This window comes from Clostridium sp. DFI.5.61 (genome assembly GCF_024462915.1).
GTDB lineage: Bacteria > Bacillota > Clostridia > Oscillospirales > Oscillospiraceae > Lawsonibacter > Lawsonibacter asaccharolyticus.
The window spans coordinates 1-18,506 of record NZ_JANGBZ010000008.1 but is presented as its reverse complement, the minus strand read 5'-3'; the positions used below and the strand labels follow the sequence as shown (position 1 = coordinate 18,506).

At 54.9% G+C, this 18,506-nt stretch carries 21 protein-coding genes; all 21 read left to right on the top strand.

The window, feature by feature from the left end; translation table 11 throughout:
- The first annotated feature begins 8 nt into the window (after positions 1-8).
- The 21 genes from NE584_RS05935 (at position 9) to NE584_RS05835 (ending at position 18,424) form a co-directional block, all read left to right on the top strand.
- On the top strand, positions 9-872 hold the full coding sequence (locus NE584_RS05935) for a CbrC family protein (protein ID WP_050623980.1): 864 nt from the start codon (positions 9-11) through the stop codon (positions 870-872).
- Positions 873-900: 28 nt separating this feature from the next.
- Entirely contained in the window at positions 901-1,179 is a 279-nt protein-coding gene (locus NE584_RS05930; protein WP_050623979.1) for a hypothetical protein, read from the top strand.
- Complete coding sequence (locus NE584_RS05925) at positions 1,176-2,288, top strand: hypothetical protein (protein WP_256182153.1); 1,113 nt, start codon at positions 1,176-1,178, stop codon at positions 2,286-2,288. The genes NE584_RS05930 and NE584_RS05925 overlap by 4 nt, the downstream gene beginning before the upstream one ends.
- 52 nt (positions 2,289-2,340) lie before the next feature.
- Positions 2,341-2,730 carry a hypothetical protein gene (locus tag NE584_RS05920; protein WP_256182151.1) on the top strand — a complete coding sequence of 130 codons (390 nt, stop codon included), beginning with the start codon at positions 2,341-2,343 and terminating at the stop codon, positions 2,728-2,730.
- Positions 2,731-2,766: 36 nt separating this feature from the next.
- Complete coding sequence (locus tag NE584_RS05915; protein WP_256182149.1) at positions 2,767-3,516, top strand: SMI1/KNR4 family protein; 750 nt, start codon at positions 2,767-2,769, stop codon at positions 3,514-3,516.
- A 32-nt stretch (positions 3,517-3,548) separates the two neighbouring features.
- Positions 3,549-3,914: a hypothetical protein gene (locus tag NE584_RS05910; RefSeq protein ID WP_256182148.1), complete on the top strand. Its 366-nt coding sequence runs from the start codon at positions 3,549-3,551 to the stop codon at positions 3,912-3,914.
- A gap of 66 nt (positions 3,915-3,980) precedes the next feature.
- Positions 3,981-4,496 (top strand): hypothetical protein, encoded by a 516-nt coding sequence (locus NE584_RS05905; protein WP_256182147.1) that lies wholly within the window; start codon positions 3,981-3,983, stop codon positions 4,494-4,496.
- Positions 4,497-4,514: 18 nt separating this feature from the next.
- Positions 4,515-4,874: a hypothetical protein gene (locus tag NE584_RS05900; RefSeq protein WP_256182145.1), complete on the top strand. Its 360-nt coding sequence runs from the start codon at positions 4,515-4,517 to the stop codon at positions 4,872-4,874.
- Between the two features lie 35 nt (positions 4,875-4,909).
- On the top strand, positions 4,910-6,118 hold the full coding sequence (locus tag NE584_RS05895; protein WP_256182143.1) for an RtcB family protein: 1,209 nt from the start codon (positions 4,910-4,912) through the stop codon (positions 6,116-6,118).
- Positions 6,119-6,136: 18 nt separating this feature from the next.
- Positions 6,137-6,487: a hypothetical protein gene (locus NE584_RS05890; protein WP_256182141.1), complete on the top strand. Its 351-nt coding sequence runs from the start codon at positions 6,137-6,139 to the stop codon at positions 6,485-6,487.
- Positions 6,478-6,783: a barstar family protein gene (locus tag NE584_RS05885; RefSeq protein WP_256182139.1), complete on the top strand. Its 306-nt coding sequence runs from the start codon at positions 6,478-6,480 to the stop codon at positions 6,781-6,783. Before NE584_RS05890 ends, NE584_RS05885 begins: the two co-directional genes overlap by 10 nt.
- A 24-nt stretch (positions 6,784-6,807) precedes the next feature.
- Positions 6,808-7,587, top strand: a complete 780-nt coding sequence (locus NE584_RS05880) for a hypothetical protein (protein ID WP_256182137.1) — start codon at positions 6,808-6,810, stop codon at positions 7,585-7,587.
- Positions 7,588-7,598: 11 nt separating this feature from the next.
- Positions 7,599-8,312, top strand: coding sequence for a hypothetical protein (locus NE584_RS05875; RefSeq protein ID WP_256182135.1), 714 nt, complete (start codon positions 7,599-7,601; stop codon positions 8,310-8,312).
- Positions 8,313-8,332: 20 nt separating this feature from the next.
- Positions 8,333-9,208 carry a spondin gene (locus NE584_RS05870; RefSeq protein WP_256182268.1) on the top strand — a complete coding sequence of 292 codons (876 nt, stop codon included), beginning with the start codon at positions 8,333-8,335 and terminating at the stop codon, positions 9,206-9,208.
- Positions 9,209-9,400: 192 nt separating this feature from the next.
- Positions 9,401-10,279, top strand: coding sequence for a DUF4261 domain-containing protein (locus NE584_RS05865; RefSeq protein ID WP_256182134.1), 879 nt, complete (start codon positions 9,401-9,403; stop codon positions 10,277-10,279).
- 253 nt (positions 10,280-10,532) lie between these two features.
- Positions 10,533-11,372: a tocopherol cyclase family protein gene (locus tag NE584_RS05860; RefSeq protein WP_108980922.1), complete on the top strand. Its 840-nt coding sequence runs from the start codon at positions 10,533-10,535 to the stop codon at positions 11,370-11,372.
- A gap of 196 nt (positions 11,373-11,568) precedes the next feature.
- Positions 11,569-13,536 (top strand): thioredoxin domain-containing protein, encoded by a 1,968-nt coding sequence (locus NE584_RS05855; protein WP_256182132.1) that lies wholly within the window; start codon positions 11,569-11,571, stop codon positions 13,534-13,536.
- Positions 13,537-13,547: 11 nt separating this feature from the next.
- Complete coding sequence (locus NE584_RS05850; RefSeq protein WP_108980920.1) at positions 13,548-13,760, top strand: ferritin family protein; 213 nt, start codon at positions 13,548-13,550, stop codon at positions 13,758-13,760.
- A 604-nt stretch (positions 13,761-14,364) separates the two neighbouring features.
- Complete coding sequence (locus tag NE584_RS05845; RefSeq protein WP_256182131.1) at positions 14,365-15,666, top strand: Na+/H+ antiporter NhaC family protein; 1,302 nt, start codon at positions 14,365-14,367, stop codon at positions 15,664-15,666.
- A gap of 305 nt (positions 15,667-15,971) precedes the next feature.
- Positions 15,972-17,837: a BMP family ABC transporter substrate-binding protein gene (locus NE584_RS05840; RefSeq protein WP_050623961.1), complete on the top strand. Its 1,866-nt coding sequence runs from the start codon at positions 15,972-15,974 to the stop codon at positions 17,835-17,837.
- A complete protein-coding gene (locus NE584_RS05835; RefSeq protein ID WP_050623960.1) occupies positions 17,834-18,424 on the top strand; it encodes a metallophosphoesterase family protein in 591 nt (196 codons plus the stop codon). Before NE584_RS05840 ends, NE584_RS05835 begins: the two co-directional genes overlap by 4 nt.
- Positions 18,425-18,506: the final 82 nt, after the last annotated feature.

Genomic DNA, 18,506 nt, shown 5'->3' with positions numbered 1-18,506 from the left:
TTTTGACCATGAACGAATACCTGAAGCAATATATTGAACTCCAAAAGCAGTTTCGAGAGACAGAAGGAAATCCGGACAGTGTCCGCGCCCTCTATGCCTTCAAGGAGGACCTGGAACACGCCGAGGACCGGCAGGCCAAGGAAGTGCTGGTGGATGTGTATGATCTGCTGGACTTTAAGAAGGACGCCTACGAACTGCTCTGCCAAATTGGAAATCGTTCCGATAAAAAGACCCTCAAGCGGCTGGGTACGCTGAAGGACTATGCGGAGAACTGGGGCAACCACTATGCCCTCCCCAGGCCAAAAACGCCGGAGGAAAAACAGAAAGAGAAGGAGCGGCAGGCCCAGCTGGGCCTGCCCACCTTCCGGTATCACCCCACCCCTCTGGAAACCGGCGCTTTTGAGGAGTCCCCAGATGGCGTTGTCTGCGACTGCTGCGGCAAGACGACTCATATTTTCTATACAGCCCCCTTTTACGCTGTGAAGGACATTGAGCATCTGTGCCCGGAGTGTATCTCCAGCGGCGAGGCGGCCCGGAAATATGACGGCAGCTTCCAGGACGATTTCTCTGTGGATGATGGTGTGGACGATTCTGAAAAGCTGGACGAGCTCATCCACCGCACTCCCGGCTACTCCGGCTGGCAGCAGGAATACTGGCGCGCCCACTGCGGCGATTACTGCGCCTATCTGGGCCCTGTGGGTTCCAGAGAACTGCGGGCGCTGGGTGTGATGGAAGATGTGCTGGAAGATCCTATGTGGGATGAGGAGCAGAAGGAAATGATTCGGGAATCTGTCAATGGCGGGCACCTGCAATGCTATCTGTTCCAGTGTCTCCACTGCGGAAAACACCTGCTTTGGATGGATTTTGATTGAGAAGTTTTTAAAAGGTGGGATACAAACGATGACAACCAAAACACTGACCATTCAATTCAATGATGAACAACTGCCCATCCTACCGTTAGAACCGAAAGCCCACCTCTCCTTTGCCACCCATGATGATGGAAATGAATTGGAATTAACGGGAAACCGGGCGGGGCTGCTTCTATTGGCGAAAGCCGCTTTGGGTATGGCAGAAACCGTGCGTGAGGACGGATTCCACATCCATCTGGACGACTTGTATAGCATCAACGCCGAGGGAAAAAGCATCCTGATCCGAAAGGAGGAAAGGTCGAAGCCATGATTGAAAAAACCTTCCTCAACCCCGCCACAAATAAGAAGTGGCGGATCGAAATTGACGGACATATCATCCGAACCTGCTTGAATGGCGGGAAGGTCAAGGAGATCCTGTGTGACTCCGCCTTCCAGGTCAAGAGCAAGGCGGCCAGCGCCATGATGGGCCAGATGCGGAAAGGATTTGTCTATCAGAATCCGGATGCCGCCGTCGGGCAGGCGCGGTGCCACCGGTTTGTTGGAAAGGACAGCAACGGTTTTATGCCCCTGGCTGCCGCCCTCACACGGGACGACTTCTTCCTGACGAGGGTGGCCGGAGATTTTGAGGACGAGATCCTCTATTACTTCAATGGCAGCGGGGAGATCTTTGAAACGGTCTCTCTGGGTGCCAGGCGGATGACCTATGAGCAGGTCCTCTGCCCCAATGATACTCTGCTGCTGAACAACAGCTATCTTTTGGAGCAGTTTTCCCTCCGCACCCATGAAATCACGCCCTTTGCCAACAAGAAAAACAGCATGAAGGCCATGCTGGATGCCAGTGGTGACCTGGCCCTGTGGTACACAGGCGAGGAGATCGTCGTCTTTGACTTTGGCAGCAACACAGAGATATGGCGGGAAACGGTAAAATGCAAGAAGTCAAAAGACCCGAATTTTGCCTATTACTGCTTCGGGATGCTCTCTCCCCGGCAGAGCAAAGCGGCCTACCGCGTCACCGAGGGTGAGTATGTGCTGGTCGATTTGAAGTCCGCCCAAAAAACAGTGATCTCCAATGAGGGCTGGCATCCCTTTTTCTCCCCGGATGACCAGTTTTTCTCGGTGGGCGGCAAGTTCTATCTGACCCAGACCGGAGAGGAGATAGCCAATCCTTTCCCATTTTCTGTCCGGCAGGGGCTGAGTTTTTCAGATACCTGCGCGGTGAAGACAAGGGACAGCCTGATGGCTGTTCAGCAGGATCGTGGCAACTCTCCCATAGAGCTGTGGGATACCAGCAGCGGCCAACTGCTGGCTGCCATTGACGACCCCTTTGTGGTGCTGCAGGTGAATTTTGCCTTTACCCAAAGCGGGCTTGTCCTGCACACCGATTACGGGGTCATGAGCATCTATTCCTGCGACCTCTGAAACGGAGAAATGAACTATATTTATTTTTCCTGTAAAAAATGGAGGGGGCACAATGAACTTTAACGAAGCAATGCAAATGCTTGGAAACAAGTTGCAAGGAAAGTACGGGCATTTAGGCTTTAAGTATAAAAAATCCGACAAAACACTTACGAGGCACAGTAAAAATTTCACATATATGATTGCGTTTTCCTCATTTGGCGGGAACACAAAGGATAGCATAAGCATAGAGGTTTGCTATATAATCAACACCCGTCCATACGACCCTTATGGTTACGCCAAAACAGACATCAACACACAACCACTGTTTTACAGTTTAAGAGACAATGAAATATATCTTGATATAGGAAATGAAGAAAAAATTGACAATACCTTTGAGATTGTTTGTCAGTGGATGGATAAATTACTGATTCCAAAAATGAATGAGCTTTGTGCTACTGAGTAATGTGGAAGTGATGGCGGAGAAAGAGCGTGGACACCTATGAACAAAGAATCATTGACAGTAAAACTCCTGGACTTGGTCGAGGGGCGGGAAACACCTGAAACCTGGTGGAGCTGGTGGAACGAGCACGAGCCGGAGTTGGAAGCCCTGCTGAGTCGGGGCGAATTTCTGAAACTGAAACCCTGCCGACACGGTTTTCAGTGGGTCCCGGTGTTTGGCAGCCAAAAGGGCGCCATCGCCATTCTGGAAAAGAGCGGCACAGCATTTGAGGCCAGCGATCTCTACCAGGAGCGGTATCTGGCAGAGCTGGATGCGTTCTGCAAGGAGCAGGAGCGAGTGCAGCGGGAAAAGCAAAAGGAATTCAAGGCCAGCCACCCGGAACTGTTTGGCCGATACCCCAAGTTCTCCAAGGCATTGGCAAAGGTGCTTAACCTCTTTGATGAGATCAAGCCCGCCGCCACAGAGGAGCAAATCGCAGGACGAGAAAGGGTGCTGGATTTCACGCTTCCGGCCCAGGTGCGGGAGTTCTTCCTGCTGACCGCAGGCATCAATGTATCCACAGGTGTAATCGTTGAACTCTCTGGAACATTTCATCTGACCATCCATGGAGAGCGGTATTGTGTGCTGGGCGAGTTCTGGAAAGAAGCGGACGGCGACCAGCTCCTGCTCCGTCCCGGAGAGGAAACCATCTGGTACTACGCCCATGAGCAGGATAAGGTAAAGCGCCTCTGCAATGATATGACGGAACTGCTGGAGAAGAAATTGGCGAGGTATCTCAATGATCAATAAAAACAGCGCAGCAGTTGGGGGCTGAACCGTAAATGAGTGAAGGAAAAATGACATTAGAAGAAATGTTCTGTGATCTGTACGATAAATATGGTAAAGATTTTAACTGGTATATGATCCCCTTCACACAGGCGGACGGGGCATTTGTTGCTGAACTAAACAAAGAAATAGGACAAGACCACTTCTTATACGGCAAAAAAATCCAGGCGGTTGCGAAGTGTGAATCCAATGATGATGTGTTATATGTTGTCAGAAACGGAATAGGAAGAGACATTTACTATCTGTTCCATTTGACTTACTCAGCACATAATGTGGACGGATTTCCCCGGTATGAGGAGTTTGCAGATATATTTGCAGTAAAAGAATTTATAGAACGATCATATATCGAGGATTATATGTAATCTTCAAATTTCAATTTATTAGGAATCAACCTTACCCACAGCGGCATCAGAAAGGAGGCGGCTATCATGTCAACTTGGAGCGGAATCCGCAACAAATTAGAGAATGATTACCTGTGCCCGGCGCTCCGGGACCACATCCAGTATTTTGCCGCCAGTTACAGCAAAAGTGCTGACCATGAGGGCCGGGCAGCCATTCGCATGGACGGTGTAGAAGTGCTGCGGAGCAACTACTACACCTATTTTGAGAATGTGTGGACGAAATTTCATCATCTGCGGTCCACAACCCTGAAAGATCACTACTCCACAAAAGAGGCCATCGACCGGGCTCATGCCTATGCGCTGGAACAGGGTACCTTTGACCAAAAGGTGTTCTATGAGGCGTTTGGGATCTTTGACAACCAGAGCATCGAGAAAAGCCTCGTCAGCGAGAATCCCCTTGTCCGTATCTTTGCCCTTCTGGACCGCAGGCTGGGAAAGCGCCGCCTGTTGGCTTTGGAGGAATCTATGGAGCAGGAACTGGACTGGGTGCGGGCCTTCTATGTGATCCGGATGCAGGCCGAAGGGCTGATGGAAAAAGAATAATATTCAGGAGGAGCTGCCATGTCACAGATCGCATCCTTTTATCTGATAAAAAATAACCGGCGGCAGGAACTGTCCAACGGCGACTGCTCCGGCGCGGTCTATATGGCCATCTGGGACTGGTGTGAGAGCGAGCTGGATCTGGATGTTCGTTTTCCTGCTCCCCAGACGGAGGATCCCCTGGACTGCGCTCTGCTGGAGGGAGAACCGGCGTCTAAACTGCTGGCAGCTCTGCGGGAGCAGAACCTTCCGGAGCTGGCCGCTGAAATTGCCCCAGACTGGGATCTGCCCACCGAGGCGGTGCAAAGCGGACTGGAAACGCTGCGCTCCCACCTGGAGCTGGTGCAGGGCGACGCTGCCCTGCTGTATGAGATGACTTGACGGGGCCACGCCCCATAGAATATTGCGAGGAAATTATGATCGAAATGAAAGGAAAATACAATGAGGCCAAGATCTTCACCGATGTGGTGGACAGTGCCTCCATCGCACAGGTTCAGGAGCTGTGCAATCAGGAATTTACGGCAGGCAGCCGCATCCGGCTCATGCCCGACATCCACGCCGGGGCGGGCTGTACCATCGGCACCACCATGACCATCACCGACAAGGTGGTGCCCAATCTGGTGGGCGTGGACATCGGCTGCGGCATGGAGACCACCCGCATCCGGGAGGGACGGCTGGAGCTTCAGAAGCTGGACAAGCTGATCTATGAGAAAATCCCCTCCGGCTTCTCCATCCGGGATAAGGCCCACCGCTATCTCAGCCAGATCGACCTGAGTGAGCTGTGCTGTGCCCGCCATGTAGATTTGTTGCGGGCGGAAAAGAGCATTGGCACCCTGGGCGGCGGGAACCACTTCATTGAGGTGGACAAGGACGACGAGGGAAATCTCTACATCGTGGTCCACTCCGGCAGCCGTCGCTTGGGTGTAGAGGTGGCCAGCTATTACCAGGAGGCGGGCTATAAGGTGCTCAACCGCACTGACGATGCCTCCATCGAGGCGCTGATTGCCCGAATGAAAGCGGAGGGCCGGGAGAAGGAGATTCAGAAAGAGCTGAAGAAGCTGAAAAACCTCAAGCAGACCAGTATCCCCAAGGCCCTGGCCTATGTGTCCGGGGAACTGTTTGAGCAGTATATCCACGACATGAAGATCGTCCAGCACTTCGCCATGCTCAACCGGCAGGCCATGATGGATGAGATCGTCAAAGGCATGAAGCTCCATGTGGAGGAGCAGTTTACCACTATCCATAACTACATCGACACCGACGCCATGATCCTGCGGAAAGGGGCTGTGTCCGCCAAAGAGGGCGAGCAGCTGCTCATCCCCATCAATATGCGGGACGGGAGCCTGCTCTGCGTGGGCAAGGGTAACGAGGATTGGAACTGCTCCGCCCCCCACGGCGCCGGGCGGCTCATGAGCCGGGCGGATGCCAAGCAATCCTTCACGGTGTCTGAATTCAAAAAGCAGATGGCAGAGGTCTACACCACCTCGGTGAGCAAGGCCACCCTGGATGAGTGCCCCATGGCCTACAAGGGGATGCAGGATATTCTGGACAACATCGGCCCCACGGCGGAGGTGAGGAAGATCATCCGCCCCATCTACAACTTCAAGGCCGGGGATGAGGAGTAAGAAACGGAGCAGAATATTATGGTGAGAGATGGCATCGTGTTCAAAGATGAGGATGGTCAGGTCATATTCAACCAGCACAGCTTCTGTGAACTGGTGAAGCACCTGCTGGTGGAGTTGGTGGGGATCTCCTATGAGGAAGCCTCCCGGATAGTGGAACGCTCACCGCTGGCAGCGCCAGTGGCCGATGCCATGGGAGTGGCGATATTCAGCCATGACCTGCCTTATTACTGGGCTATGTTTTTCTACTATGGGAACGGTTATTGGCAAAAGGGTATTCCAGCGCAGCCAGAGGATATGGATGCCTATGAAGCCTTGGAAAATAAGATTATGGAGAAATATGACTTAAAGGAGCCGTTTATATGGACATGAGAGAGATGTTCACCATTGACGGCCGCCGCTTTTCTAACATGGCCGGTTTTTATGACGAGGTGGAGCAGGTGTTTACCTGCGGCTTGGATTGGAAGATCGGTCGGAACCTGAACGCCTTCAACGATATTCTCCGGGGCGGTTTTGGGCGGCATGAGTATGGCCAGCCCATCCGCATCAAGTGGCTGGCCTATGAAAAAAGCGTCCGCGATCTCGGAAAAGAGACTATGGACACCATTACAGAAATCATTTTGGATACGGACCATTCCGGGCACGACTGTACCCTGGAACGACTTTGACCAAGCAGAAAAGGAGAAAAACTTATGGGACTTGACATTTACGCCGGGACGCTGACCCGGTACTACTCCCACAACTGGAAAACCGTTGTTCAGCAGTGGGCGGAGGAAAACGGATACACCTTTAACCGGATCACGCCGGATGGAGAAGCTGCTGATAACGAGGAAGAAATGTCCCCAGCTGAAATCCAGGCGGCGGTGGAGAACTGGCGGGATCAGATCTTGAGCGCCATTTCTCAGCCGGGCCAGCTCCCCTGCACCCCCTGGCCTGAAGATAATGAGAAACCCTACTACACCGACAAGCCCGATTGGGACGCCTTCGGCGCTATGCTGCTGGTGGCCGCCTGCCATACGTACGATGAGCCGGTGCCCCCCACCGTGGAGAAGGACTGGAACTTTGGGGAGCATCCTCTGGTCGCCCGCCTTGCATCAGATGAGGAGCGGGTGTGGTCCCTGTTCCGGGGGACCACTTGGTGGCTCCCGCTGGAAGCCCCCCTCCTATTCAAGGCTCCCCTGCCCACCGACGATCCGGCTTTGATTGCCACTTTGGGCGGACTGCGGAAGGAGCTGGAGAAACTGAACCAGCTGGCGTGGCAGGCCGATGAGGACACCATCCTTGATTGGTCAGACACGGAGGGATACCCGGTAGACGGGACCGTGGGCCCGAATGGACAGTACAGCAAGGCGGACATCCCGGAGCACACCCAGTATGATACGGAATCTCTTGCCAAGTTTGCCTTCTCCATGTTCTGGCGGGCTATGCGGTTTGCCGAGGAACAGCAGGTTCCCATTTTACTGGATTACTAAGGAGGAAGTGTATGGGATACGATGTGAGTTTTCACCCGATTTCGCCGGAAGAAATGCAGAAATGGTATTTTACCCCACTTACCTGGGTCCAGCAGGGGCAGGAGGAAAAGGTGCTGGCCCTTGCCGCACAGCATGGGATAGAGGATTTCTATGCGGAAAAATATCTGGATACCCTGCGGGTCGGGGCAGGGACAGCACCAGACGAGCTGTTTGATAAGAGCCATGGCTTTTACATTGCGGTGATCCAGGGCTTTTTCCGGGATTACTATTACACCCGGGGGAGCGCATTTTCCTTTCTGGTGGAGGAGAAGCCGGAATATGCCCGGTATTTCACCCCGTGGGCACAGGTGGCGCCAGCAGCCTTTCCCAATCCGGCAAAAAATCAGATTGTTGAAAACTACTGTGCCGGTGTGTACCTGTCTCCGAAGCAGGTGGTACAGCTTCTCCGGGATCTGGAGCAGGACCCAAAGGTGCTGGAGGATCTGGAGGGACTTTGGAGCAACGGACAGCTTGCTGTGCTGAAAAAGGCCCTCACTGCCGCGATAAAATTAGGAGTCGGCCTGCTGGAAGCCACTGAGGTGGTGGAGCCCAATCCCATCCACCCCAATGGGAGTACCAGCTATTCCAACCTGTACCACTGCGACCGGGACGGAGTGTATCTCTACATAGACTCGGTTAGCGGTCAATTAGCAGATGCAATCAGGAACAGTGAGGCACAGACATAAGCAGTTGGGAGGGGGATATGGTGGAACAAAAACACCCGGCGGACATCTTTGCGGAGGCCCTGGACTACCTGTGGAACGGGCTGAACCTCAGTGAAAAGGGCTGGAAGCGTCTGAAAAAGGGCGACTTCAAAAAGAAAATGAAAAACGGGCTGACCTATCAGATCTGGTTTGAGCGGAGCCGCTACAACTACATAGACTACGAAATCGGCCATGGAAATATGGAGGTAGGTTTCAGCTGTATCATTAAGCAGGGAGATGACTACCTCTACTCTTTCAGAATAGAATCGACAACAGGCGGTTCGTTCTTTCGGATGCTCACAGAAGATCTGCTGCTGAACACCGGGCTGCTGGACACCTTCCTGCCCCTGATCAAAGCCCACTACCTCGACTTTATCGACCGCTTTGAGGCGGACCCGGCAGAGGCGCTCCAGCCGGTCTGCACCCCCTTTACCCAGCCGGAGGACTACAGCTGGTGCATCTATGTGCGGGAGCAGATGGTGGAACGGTACGGAACGGCGGAACAGCTGGCGGAGTACCGCCGTCAGGCGGAATTGCGCGGAACGCCAGAACACAAGGCAAAGAACTGGATGGGTTCGATGTTGTTCCACCTCTCCCATACCAATGATGTGGATCACGCCTGGGCCTCAAGCCGCACCAGGGAGGAACTGGATCGGGTGGTGGAACCCTTTGTGCAGGCCAAGCGGCAGACAGGACAGTGGACGCAGGAGGATGAGGCGGGCTATCAGCTCTACCGGCAGGAGACAGACCCGGAGAAGCGCACCTTTCGGGTATGGTATCTCATCGCCAACCCCCGGGGCCTGCCGAAAGAGTTTGTCCAGAAAGAACTGGAGTTCCGGTGGAAGCTGTTCGCTAACAGACCGAAAGAACGAAAATGAAGGAAATGAACGGTATAATTATTCTGATTTGCGGTTTTCTGCTTCTCATGGCCATAAAACTGCTGATAGAGCGTAATTTTATTGGACTGATTCTGTTTTGCGTGGCTCTTTTTTTAGTTTTTGGAGTAACTCCACACACAAAGCAGTGATTGTCCATTGCCGCATGATCTACTGCTATAAGGAGGAAATCGAATGAGCAATCAAGTGTTCCAGCAGAACCTGGATGACAAAAAAGGCCCCCAGCCCGGCGGCTCCTATCTCATTCAGATGCTGTTCAAAGAGCCGGTGGATATGCCGGACAAGGATGAGATGACCGCTGTGATGGAAAAGCACATCGGTGCCGTAGAGTGTTTCTGCCGTGATAAAAAGATGGCCGGCTTTGCCGCCTTGGGTCATATCGCGGAATTTCAGGATGGCAAATGCCCGGTGCAGCTGATGGTGATGAAATGCGACAAGTTCAAGGGCAAAGGCTTTGACGCCTTCCTGATGAGCCAGATGTGGGACTGCCAGGAGGACCGGGAGCGGATCTTCCGGGAATGCCGGTATCAGGTGGTAGCCACCGATATGCTGGCGGCGGCGCTTTCGGCTCTGGAGCGGGCCAACCTGGATGCCGACTTTCTGGCGGCTCTGGCGGAGCTGTATCCCACCTGTGAGGCGTTCTATTTCCAGAACTGCGGCAAACTGTTTCTGGCGGAGGATGTGCGTTCTCACCAGATCGAGGGGCCGGACCGTTTCATTCGCTTTGGGGTCAATGTCCGTTTCTTCAATATCCAAGGCACCGAGGATATGCTCATCGACACAGTGGGCATGAGCACCCTGTTCCTGCCGGACCTCCAGTACCACTTCCACGGAATGGACCCCAACTGGGTAGTGAACCACGCCTACAATGCGGCTTCCTACATTCTGGAGCATGACAACTCCATTCAGGACGGGGAAACCATAGACGGCATAGAGGACGGCCAGCTGAGCCGTCAGATCCAGTGGACGTGCCGGTATGAGGATGCCCTGATCCAGCCGCCCAGAGGGGTGCTGGACATACACATGGGCAAGTATGCTTCCGGAAAACGCTGATCAGATCCAAAACCGCCGGCAGAAGTGAAAGGCAGCTCTCTTCCGTGTGCATATCATGCATGAGAGGTAGGAGCTGCCTTGAAAACCCATTATCCATTCGAAAATAGGCCGCCGCCGTACGCTTATGACGCGTTGGGACCGTATATACATGAAAAGAGGATGCACCTGCGTTTCGTTGAGAAGCAAATAAAGATCGTCTTATATCCCGCTCATATGGGCATACTTAGTCCATTCCTCAAAGGAGGGCTGTAACATGCGTATGTCGGGACAAAAAGGTTTTGAGGGCTGGTATTTTAAGCATCAAAAAGGGGATGACATGGTAGCATTCATTCCCGGCCGGGCAGTGAGCGGCGATTTTATCCAACTGATCTCTCGAGAAGGTGCCCGACAATTTCAGGTGTCGGATCTGACCGTCTGTAACGGTATGATACAGGCGGACCGATGTTGGTTTTCGAGCCAGGGCTGCCATATTGAGCTGCCCGGCATCAGCGGTGAGATCGTGTACGGACCGCTTGCGCCGCTCTGTTCCGATATCATGGGGCCATTCCGTTTTTTCCCCATGGAGTGCCGGCACGGCGTTCTCAGCATGGCCCACACACTCCAAGGCAGCGTCCGAATGGATGGATATGTGCATAGCTTCGAAGGTGGTCTCGGCTATGTAGAGAAGGACAGCGGAACCTCTTTTCCCCGCTCCTACCTGTGGATGCAGTGCAACGATTTCCCGAGCGCATGTTCTATCATGATCTCGATCGCCCATATCCCCTTTTGCGGAAGTTCCTTCCGCGGATGCATCTGCGCGATCGTGTACCAAGGCAGGGAGTATCGTTTGGCAACCTACAGAGGCGTCAAAGTTCAAGCATTTACCCCGGAACATATCTGTCTGTCTCAAGGCAGCCTCCTGCTGGAGTTGGATATAACATCCCCACATACGGGCCACCCTCTTCGTGCGCCACAGTGCGGAAAGATGTCCAGCACCATTCGGGAAAGCTGTAATGTGCATTTGCAGGCAAGGCTGTGGGAAAGAGGAAAAGCGATATTTTCCCTTCAAAGCGACCATGCCGCCTATGAATTTGTACCAAATCATGGGACGTAAAAGAAAAGACATACTTTTCTCCTTTTAGACCACACTATCATCAGAATCATCATGGGGAGAAGTATATGAGATCACTACGGGAGCAAACTCGGAATCAGCCTAATTTTCAATCTTAGGAAAGAGATCGGAACACAAAGTAGTGAGCATCGGCAGCGGTGGCCCCGCAATGGGGGATCTGAAAAACTGAGGTGAGGATTTGAGCAATCATCTGAAATATCAGACAAGCCCATACCTTCTCCAGCATGCGGAAAACCCGGTAGACTGGTACCCCTGGGGCGAGGAAGCTTTTTGCAAAGCAAGAGCAGAGGATAAACCCATCTTTTTGAGCATTGGCTACAGCACCTGCCACTGGTGCCATGTAATGGCCCGTGAAAGCTTTGAGGATCTTGAAATCGCTGATATCTTAAACAAGTACTACGTGTCGGTCAAAGTAGATAAAGAAGAGCGCCCCGACATTGACAGCATTTATATGGCAGTCTGTCAGGCTTTCACCGGGAGGGGCGGCTGGCCTGTCAGCATCTTTATGACCGCAGAGCAGAAACCATTCTTCGCTGGGACCTATTTTCCTAAGACTGCCCGATACGGGGCCGTAGGACTCAAAGAACTGCTGCTCATTATTCAGCAGAAATGGAAGAACGAGCGGGACGCCCTTCTTCGCTCCGCAAACAAAATCACGGAGGCTCTCCATCAGCATCGTACTCCTGCGTCACAAGCAGATAAAACTTTACCGGACACTGCCCTGCAATGGTATCAGCAGAACTTTGATGCGTCATTTGGCGGTTTCGGCGGCGCACCGAAATTTCCAGCCCCCCACAATCTTCTGTTTCTGATGCAGCAATACGAAAAGCACGGGAACAGCCGCGCCTTAAACATGGCGGAAATAACCCTGCAAAAGATGTATGCAGGCGGACTGTTTGATCATATTGGATACGGATTTTGCCGATATTCCACAGACCGGTATTATCTTGTTCCGCATTTTGAGAAGATGCTCTATGATAACGCTCTGCTGATCCTCGCCTACTGCAAAGCCTATGATCTCACGGAGCAGTCATTTTATCTGGGAGTTGCAGAAAAGACAGCCTCTTATATTCTCAATGAAATGACCTCTCCCAGCGGCGGCTTTTACAGCGCCCAGGATGCGGACAGCGATGGCGAGGAGGGAAAATACTATGTATTCACTCCGCAGGAGATCATCGAGCTCCTGGGGCAAGCCGACGGCTCCGCCTTTTGTGAACGGTTCAGTATTACAAAAGCGGGGAACTTTGAGGGTAAGAGCATTCCCAATCTTCTCCACACAAAAAATTTGACAGATGCCCGTTTTGACCCTTTTCTGCCCACATTGCAGGAATACAGGCGGAGTCGCACCCGCCTGCATACAGATGACAAGGTTTTGACGGCATGGAATTCCCTTATGATCGCGGCGCTTTGCCGGCTGTACCGGTGCAGTCGGGATCCCAGATATCTGGACGCCGCAAAAAAGGCGCAAGGTTTTCTTGAGAACAGCCTGTGCGATCAGGATACGCTTTATGTAAGCATTCGGGGCGGCAAACTGGGAGCGCGCGGTTTTCTGGATGATTATGCAAGCTATATTTTTGCTCTGCTTTCTCTGTATGATGCCACACTGGAACGCACATTTCTTCGCCGTGCGGTACAGCTCATCAGGGAAACTGTCGCCCAGTATCACGATTCGCTCCATGGCGGCTTTTATCTCAGCGGCACAGAGAACGAAGCGCTGCTTTTTCACCCGAAAGAGTGCTATGACGGGGCGATTCCCAGTGGAAACTCCCTCCTAGCATATGTGCTTGTACGTGTGAATGCATTGCTGCCGGATCAGGGTATTGAGAACATTCTGAACAAACAGCTTGCCTATATGTCAGGAGAAGCGGAACGATATCCTGCCGGATATTCCATGTTTTTAATGGCTCTGTCAGATTTTTGGGAGCCGCCGCTTTTGATCACCGCAGTCCCGAACGGAGAGCACTTGAACGACCTTCCATTTGTGCTGCCATCTGATGCCATAGTCAAGGTTTTGGAACATCCATCGGAAGAATATAAGCTGTTGAACGAAGAAACCACGTTCTATGTGTGCCGGAATCACTCCTGTCTGCCACCGATGAACAAACGGCAGCTAATGACAGAGATACAAAAACAATATCAAACTTAGGAGGTATTTCTATGGATACCAAAAATGGTTTTACCATTACTAACCGGGATCATGTGCTCAGGGCCTGGCAAAATTCAACTGAACTTGTACGGGACTATCAGGCCTATGCCCATGAACTCGAGGAGGATAACTCGGCGCTTGCCAAACTGTTTTCCGAGTTTGCGGAAGATGAAGCGGAACATGCCGCAAAACTGCTTGATCTTCTGCGCAGATATGAAAAATAGGCATTTGGAAACTGTATAAATGGAGAACCCCATTGATAACCCGACTTCGGAGTTACAAATGGGGTTCTCCTCATAAATATGATTTTTATAAGGTTCAAAGCTCTTTATGTATGAGCCGCTTCCGTCTCTGCGATAAACTGCACATGGCCGGCATAGTACAAAAGATAGGTCCCGTCTTTGTGGTCATCATGATATCCTCACATCTGGCAAAGCTCCAATCGCCGCCGCTGTCTACCTGAGCCTTCGTCAGCGGCTCCTCCTACAGCCTGATGAAAACATCAGGCCGCCTCTTCGATACGCATCCAGACAGCTCGATGATCTTCCGGTCCTCCATAGCCCGCTCTCTTTCCGGCCCTGAGCCTGTAAACGTACCTTTCACCTGATAAGCACGATCTCTGTCCCCCGCATATTGCGGACCATTTCGAATTTTATCGCACGTACCGGAAAACACAGCGCCATGCCGCGGGGCGGGGACTTCGTTCCCGTCCTTGTACTTTTCCTCCATTTCGTTTATAATAGCCGTACCCACGCTCAATGGACGATTTTCCCATTGGGACCAGTAGGTCCTCCCCTCCTTTTGTCATTCTTCAACCCGAGGTGCGTCATGGAGCTCCTTGTCTTCTCTCTGTTCGCAGCGGCGCTGCTGGTGTGCGTCATCTTCCATATCTCCCTCCTGTTCGCCCTGCTGCTGGGATATGTCATTTTTGCCCTGTACGCCATCCGAAAGGGCTTTTCTCTTCCGGAGGTGCTGGGTATGTCCGCTCAGGGGGTCCGGGCCGCTAAAAATATCCTGACCACCTTCGTCCTCATCGGCATCCTCACCTCTCTCTGGCGGGCGGGGGGCACCATCCCGGCCATTGTGTGCTATTCCGTCCGGGTAATGGAGCCCCGTCTGTTCCTGGTGTGCTCCTTTCTGCTCAACTGCCTGGTCTCCTTCCTCACTGGCACTGCTTTCGGCTCGGCGGCCACCATGGGCGCCGTCTGCATGACCATGGCCGCCGCCCTGGGGGCCGACCCGTTGATGACCGGTGGTGCCATCCTGTCCGGGGTCTACTTTGGAGACCGGTGTTCCCCCGTCTCCACCAGCGCCCTGCTGGTGGCCGACCTCACCGGGACCGACCTGTTTGGGAACATCCGGCAGATGCTGCGGACCTGCCTGGTCCCCTTCGCCCTCGCCGCCGGGCTGTATCTGCTCTTCGGCCTGTCTTCCCCCGCCGCCGGTCAGGCGGCGGACATCGCCCCCCTCTTCGCCCTGGAGTTCCGTCTGGGTCCCCTCCCCCTCATCCCGGCGGCTCTGATTTTGGTGCTCTCCGCCCTGCGGGTGCGGGTGAAGGCGGCCATGCTGGCCAGCATCGCCGCTGCCGCGGTGCTCTGCCTCGCCTATCAGGGCGCCGCCCCCCTGACCCTTTTGAAGGACGCCGTCCTGGGTTTCTCCGCCCAAAGCCCGGAGCTGGCCACCATGATCGACGGGGGCGGCATTGTCTCCATGCTCCAGGTGGGGGCCATCGTCTGCCTCTCCTCCTCCTACTCCGGCATTTTCCAGAGGACCGGGCTGCTGGAGCCCATCCGGAGACGCATCGAGGCGTGGGGTGCGGTCCTGTCCCCCTACGCCGCAGTGCTGGTCACCTCCGTCCTCGCCAGCGCCATCGCCTGCAACCAGACTCTGTCCATCATGCTCACCCACCAGCTGTGCGGCGGTCTGGAGAAAAGCCGGGAAAAGCTGGCCATCTATCTGGAAAACAGCGCCGTGGTGGTGGCCCCCCTCATCCCCTGGTCCATTGCCGGGGGTGTCCCCCTGGCCTCCGCCGGGGCCCCCGCCGCCTCCCTGCTGACGGCATTCTTCCTCTTTCTGCTCCCCCTCTGGCAGCTGGTCACCGCAGGCCGGGGCAGGCGCGCTACAGTGTAGTCTTCCCCTGTATCTACTGTTCTTCGGCGCCTTTCACTTCAGCCAGACCATCGGCCTGAAGATCAAAAGATAGTCGGAGGCCGGATTTATCCGTCTGATTTGGCTGGCCAGCACCGCCCCCGGCGTGCCCTGCGGTACGCCGGGGGCCACTTGCGTGTGTCGGGCCTCATGCCGCACATCACCTCTCCCTTCTTTTTGGGGAAAGGAATTGAATTTTTCCCATTTCTGTGATACCTTGTTATTGAAATAGGCCCAAAGCGTGCAATGACAAGGTACGGTACAGCCAGATCAAAAGGAGGCACGGCATGCCATCAGAGGACTATCACAAGGCGATGCGCCAGGGACTCAAAGAGGTCAAAGCCGCCCAGGCCCTGGGGGAGGAGACGGGCCCCCGCACCCTGCCGGATGCCCCGGAGAAGCTGGCGGTGCGGCGGGAATCCCTGGGTCTGGCGGAGATCCCCGTGGAGCAGATCGACGGCACCTGCAACCACCTTCGGGGGGACGCTTTCTCCCGAGGGTTCTACCCTATCCTCCCGGCGGACACCGAGTTCGCCGCCAAGTGGAGCGCCCTGTGCCGCATCCACCTGGAGGAGGGCATCCGGGACCCTGTCAAGGTGGTGGAGTACCTCAACCACTTCTATGTGATGGAGGGCCACAAGCGGGTCAGCGTGCTGAAGTATTTCGGCGCTATTACTATCCCGGCCACTGTCACCCGCCTGCTGCCCAAGCCGTCTGACGACCCGGAGGTGGCCGCCTATTACGAGTTTCTGGACTTTTACAAGATGACGGGTTTGAACTTCATCGTCTTCCGCCAGCCCGGCGAGTACCCGGAACTGCTGGAAGCACTGGGCCGCTCCGACAGCGATGCCTGGAGTGCGGAAGACATCTACTCCTTCCGGGCCTTCTTTTATATGTTCCGGGACGCCTACCTCCGGGGGGATTGGGACTACACAGGCATCTCCCTGGCCTTTTTGACCTACATCAAGATCTTCGGCTATCAGGAGTCCTGCGGCAAGATGCCCTCCCAGATCTGTGAGGAGCTGTCCCGCATCCGGCCGGAGATCCAGAACCGGCTGGAAAATGCGGGGACCGCCCTGCTGCTGGAAGATGACGTGAAAAAGCCCCGCTTCTCCTTCTATACCCCGGGCCGGGTCTGCGCCGCCTTCATCCACGACAGCAGCGCCGCCGCCTCCAAATGGGTGTACAGCCACGAGTATGGCCGGCACATTCTGGAGAACTTCACCGACGGTCAGGTGCGCACCCTCTCCTACGAGAACGTCCGCACCGATGGGGAGGTAGACCAGGCCGTGGAGGATGCAGTGCGCAGGGGCGCCAACGTCATCTTCACCACCACCCCAAAGCTGCTGCTCTCCAGCGTCCGGCAGGCCGCTCTCCACCCGGATGTGAAGATCCTGAACTGCTCCCTGAACACCTCCTACCCCTCGGTGCGCACCTATTACCCCCGGCTGTACGGGGCCAAGTTTATCAAGGGGGCCATTGCCGGCACTCTGACCCGGGACGGCTGCATCGGCTATGTAGCCGACTACCCTACCTACGGCAGCATCGCCAGCATCAATGCCTTCGCCCAGGGAGCCCGAATGGTGAACGCCAACGCCCGCATCTATCTGGACTGGGCCCATCTCCGGGACGGCGGCGCGGTGGGACGTCTCCAGGCCCAGGGGATTGTCTATATCGACTACCTGGACCGGCTGGCCGCCAGCACGGGCACCCAGATGGGCAACCGGCATAACCTGGCCCTGATCCAGACCCACTGGGGCCGGCTGTACCAGAGCCTGGTCCGCCGGGTGATGGAAGGCAGCTGGAAGCAGGAGGACCAGGGCAGCAGTGCGGTCAACTACTGGTGGGGGATGGAGCAGGGCGTAGTCAGCGTGCTGTGCTCCCGACGGCTGCCCACCGGGCCCCGGCGGCTGGCCGGTGTACTGCGGGAGGCCCTGAAGGCTGACCGGCTGGACCCCTTCTACGGCGTACTGATGGATCAGAGCGGCCGGGTGGTCTATGGCGACGACGCCCCCATGCCCGCCGACCGCATTCTGTCCATGAACTGGCTGCTCACCTCGGTGGAGGGCCGCATCCCCCAATTTGAAGAATTTACAGAAAAAGCTCAGGAGCTCATCAAGCTCCAGGGTGTGGAGCGGCAGAGCGAGCCATGAAGATCTTAGCTATTTCTGACTGTGAATCCCGGGCACTCTGGGACTTCTATACCCCCGGCAAGCTGGAGGGACTGGACCTGATCCTCTCCTGCGGCGACCTGGACCCCCGCTATCTCTCCTTCCTGGCCACCTTCGCCAGCTGCCCCATCCTGTATGTCCACGGGAATCACGACGGCAAGTATCGGGAAACTCCACCCGCCGGCTGCTTGTGTGTGGAGGACCGCCTGTACGAGTATCAGGGGGTACGCATCCTGGGGCTGGGCGGCTCCATGCGGTACAGCAGGGGGCCCCACCAATATACTGAGCGTGAGATGTGTATGCGGGCTCTGAAGCTGGCCCCGAAGCTGCTCTGGAACCGGGGGTTCGACATCCTGCTGACCCACTCCCCAGGCTTTGGCATGGTGGACTGCCGGGATCTGGCCCATACCGGCTTTCAGACCTTCAACCGCCTGCTGGACCTCTTCCACCCAGCCCTGTTCCTTCATGGACACACCCACCTCTCCTACAACAGAGGCATCCGGCGGGAGGAGCAGTATGGGAGTACCCGGGTGGTCAATTGCTATGAGCGTTACCTTGTGGAGCTGTGAGACGGACAAGCCTGCGGGCATAGATAAAAACAGGAGCGGCGGGGGGGGGGGGGGCCCCGGGGGGGGGGGGTTTTTGTGTTTT

Coding starts and splice junctions, on each gene's coding strand:
- NE584_RS05875 (WP_256182135.1), top strand. CDS start 7,599: ATGGGATACGATGTGAGTTTTCACCCGATTTCGCCGGAAGAAATGCAG.
- NE584_RS05930 (WP_050623979.1), top strand. CDS start 901: ATGACAACCAAAACACTGACCATTCAATTCAATGATGAACAACTGCCC.
- NE584_RS05840 (WP_050623961.1), top strand. CDS start 15,972: ATGCCATCAGAGGACTATCACAAGGCGATGCGCCAGGGACTCAAAGAG.
- NE584_RS05845 (WP_256182131.1), top strand. CDS start 14,365: ATGGAGCTCCTTGTCTTCTCTCTGTTCGCAGCGGCGCTGCTGGTGTGC.
- NE584_RS05905 (WP_256182147.1), top strand. CDS start 3,981: ATGTCAACTTGGAGCGGAATCCGCAACAAATTAGAGAATGATTACCTG.
- NE584_RS05865 (WP_256182134.1), top strand. CDS start 9,401: ATGAGCAATCAAGTGTTCCAGCAGAACCTGGATGACAAAAAAGGCCCC.
- NE584_RS05915 (WP_256182149.1), top strand. CDS start 2,767: ATGAACAAAGAATCATTGACAGTAAAACTCCTGGACTTGGTCGAGGGG.
- NE584_RS05860 (WP_108980922.1), top strand. CDS start 10,533: ATGCGTATGTCGGGACAAAAAGGTTTTGAGGGCTGGTATTTTAAGCAT.
- NE584_RS05895 (WP_256182143.1), top strand. CDS start 4,910: ATGATCGAAATGAAAGGAAAATACAATGAGGCCAAGATCTTCACCGAT.
- NE584_RS05880 (WP_256182137.1), top strand. CDS start 6,808: ATGGGACTTGACATTTACGCCGGGACGCTGACCCGGTACTACTCCCAC.
- NE584_RS05890 (WP_256182141.1), top strand. CDS start 6,137: ATGGTGAGAGATGGCATCGTGTTCAAAGATGAGGATGGTCAGGTCATA.
- NE584_RS05885 (WP_256182139.1), top strand. CDS start 6,478: ATGGACATGAGAGAGATGTTCACCATTGACGGCCGCCGCTTTTCTAAC.
- NE584_RS05835 (WP_050623960.1), top strand. CDS start 17,834: ATGAAGATCTTAGCTATTTCTGACTGTGAATCCCGGGCACTCTGGGAC.
- NE584_RS05935 (WP_050623980.1), top strand. CDS start 9: ATGAACGAATACCTGAAGCAATATATTGAACTCCAAAAGCAGTTTCGA.
- NE584_RS05850 (WP_108980920.1), top strand. CDS start 13,548: ATGGATACCAAAAATGGTTTTACCATTACTAACCGGGATCATGTGCTC.
- NE584_RS05920 (WP_256182151.1), top strand. CDS start 2,341: ATGAACTTTAACGAAGCAATGCAAATGCTTGGAAACAAGTTGCAAGGA.
- NE584_RS05900 (WP_256182145.1), top strand. CDS start 4,515: ATGTCACAGATCGCATCCTTTTATCTGATAAAAAATAACCGGCGGCAG.
- NE584_RS05925 (WP_256182153.1), top strand. CDS start 1,176: ATGATTGAAAAAACCTTCCTCAACCCCGCCACAAATAAGAAGTGGCGG.
- NE584_RS05910 (WP_256182148.1), top strand. CDS start 3,549: ATGAGTGAAGGAAAAATGACATTAGAAGAAATGTTCTGTGATCTGTAC.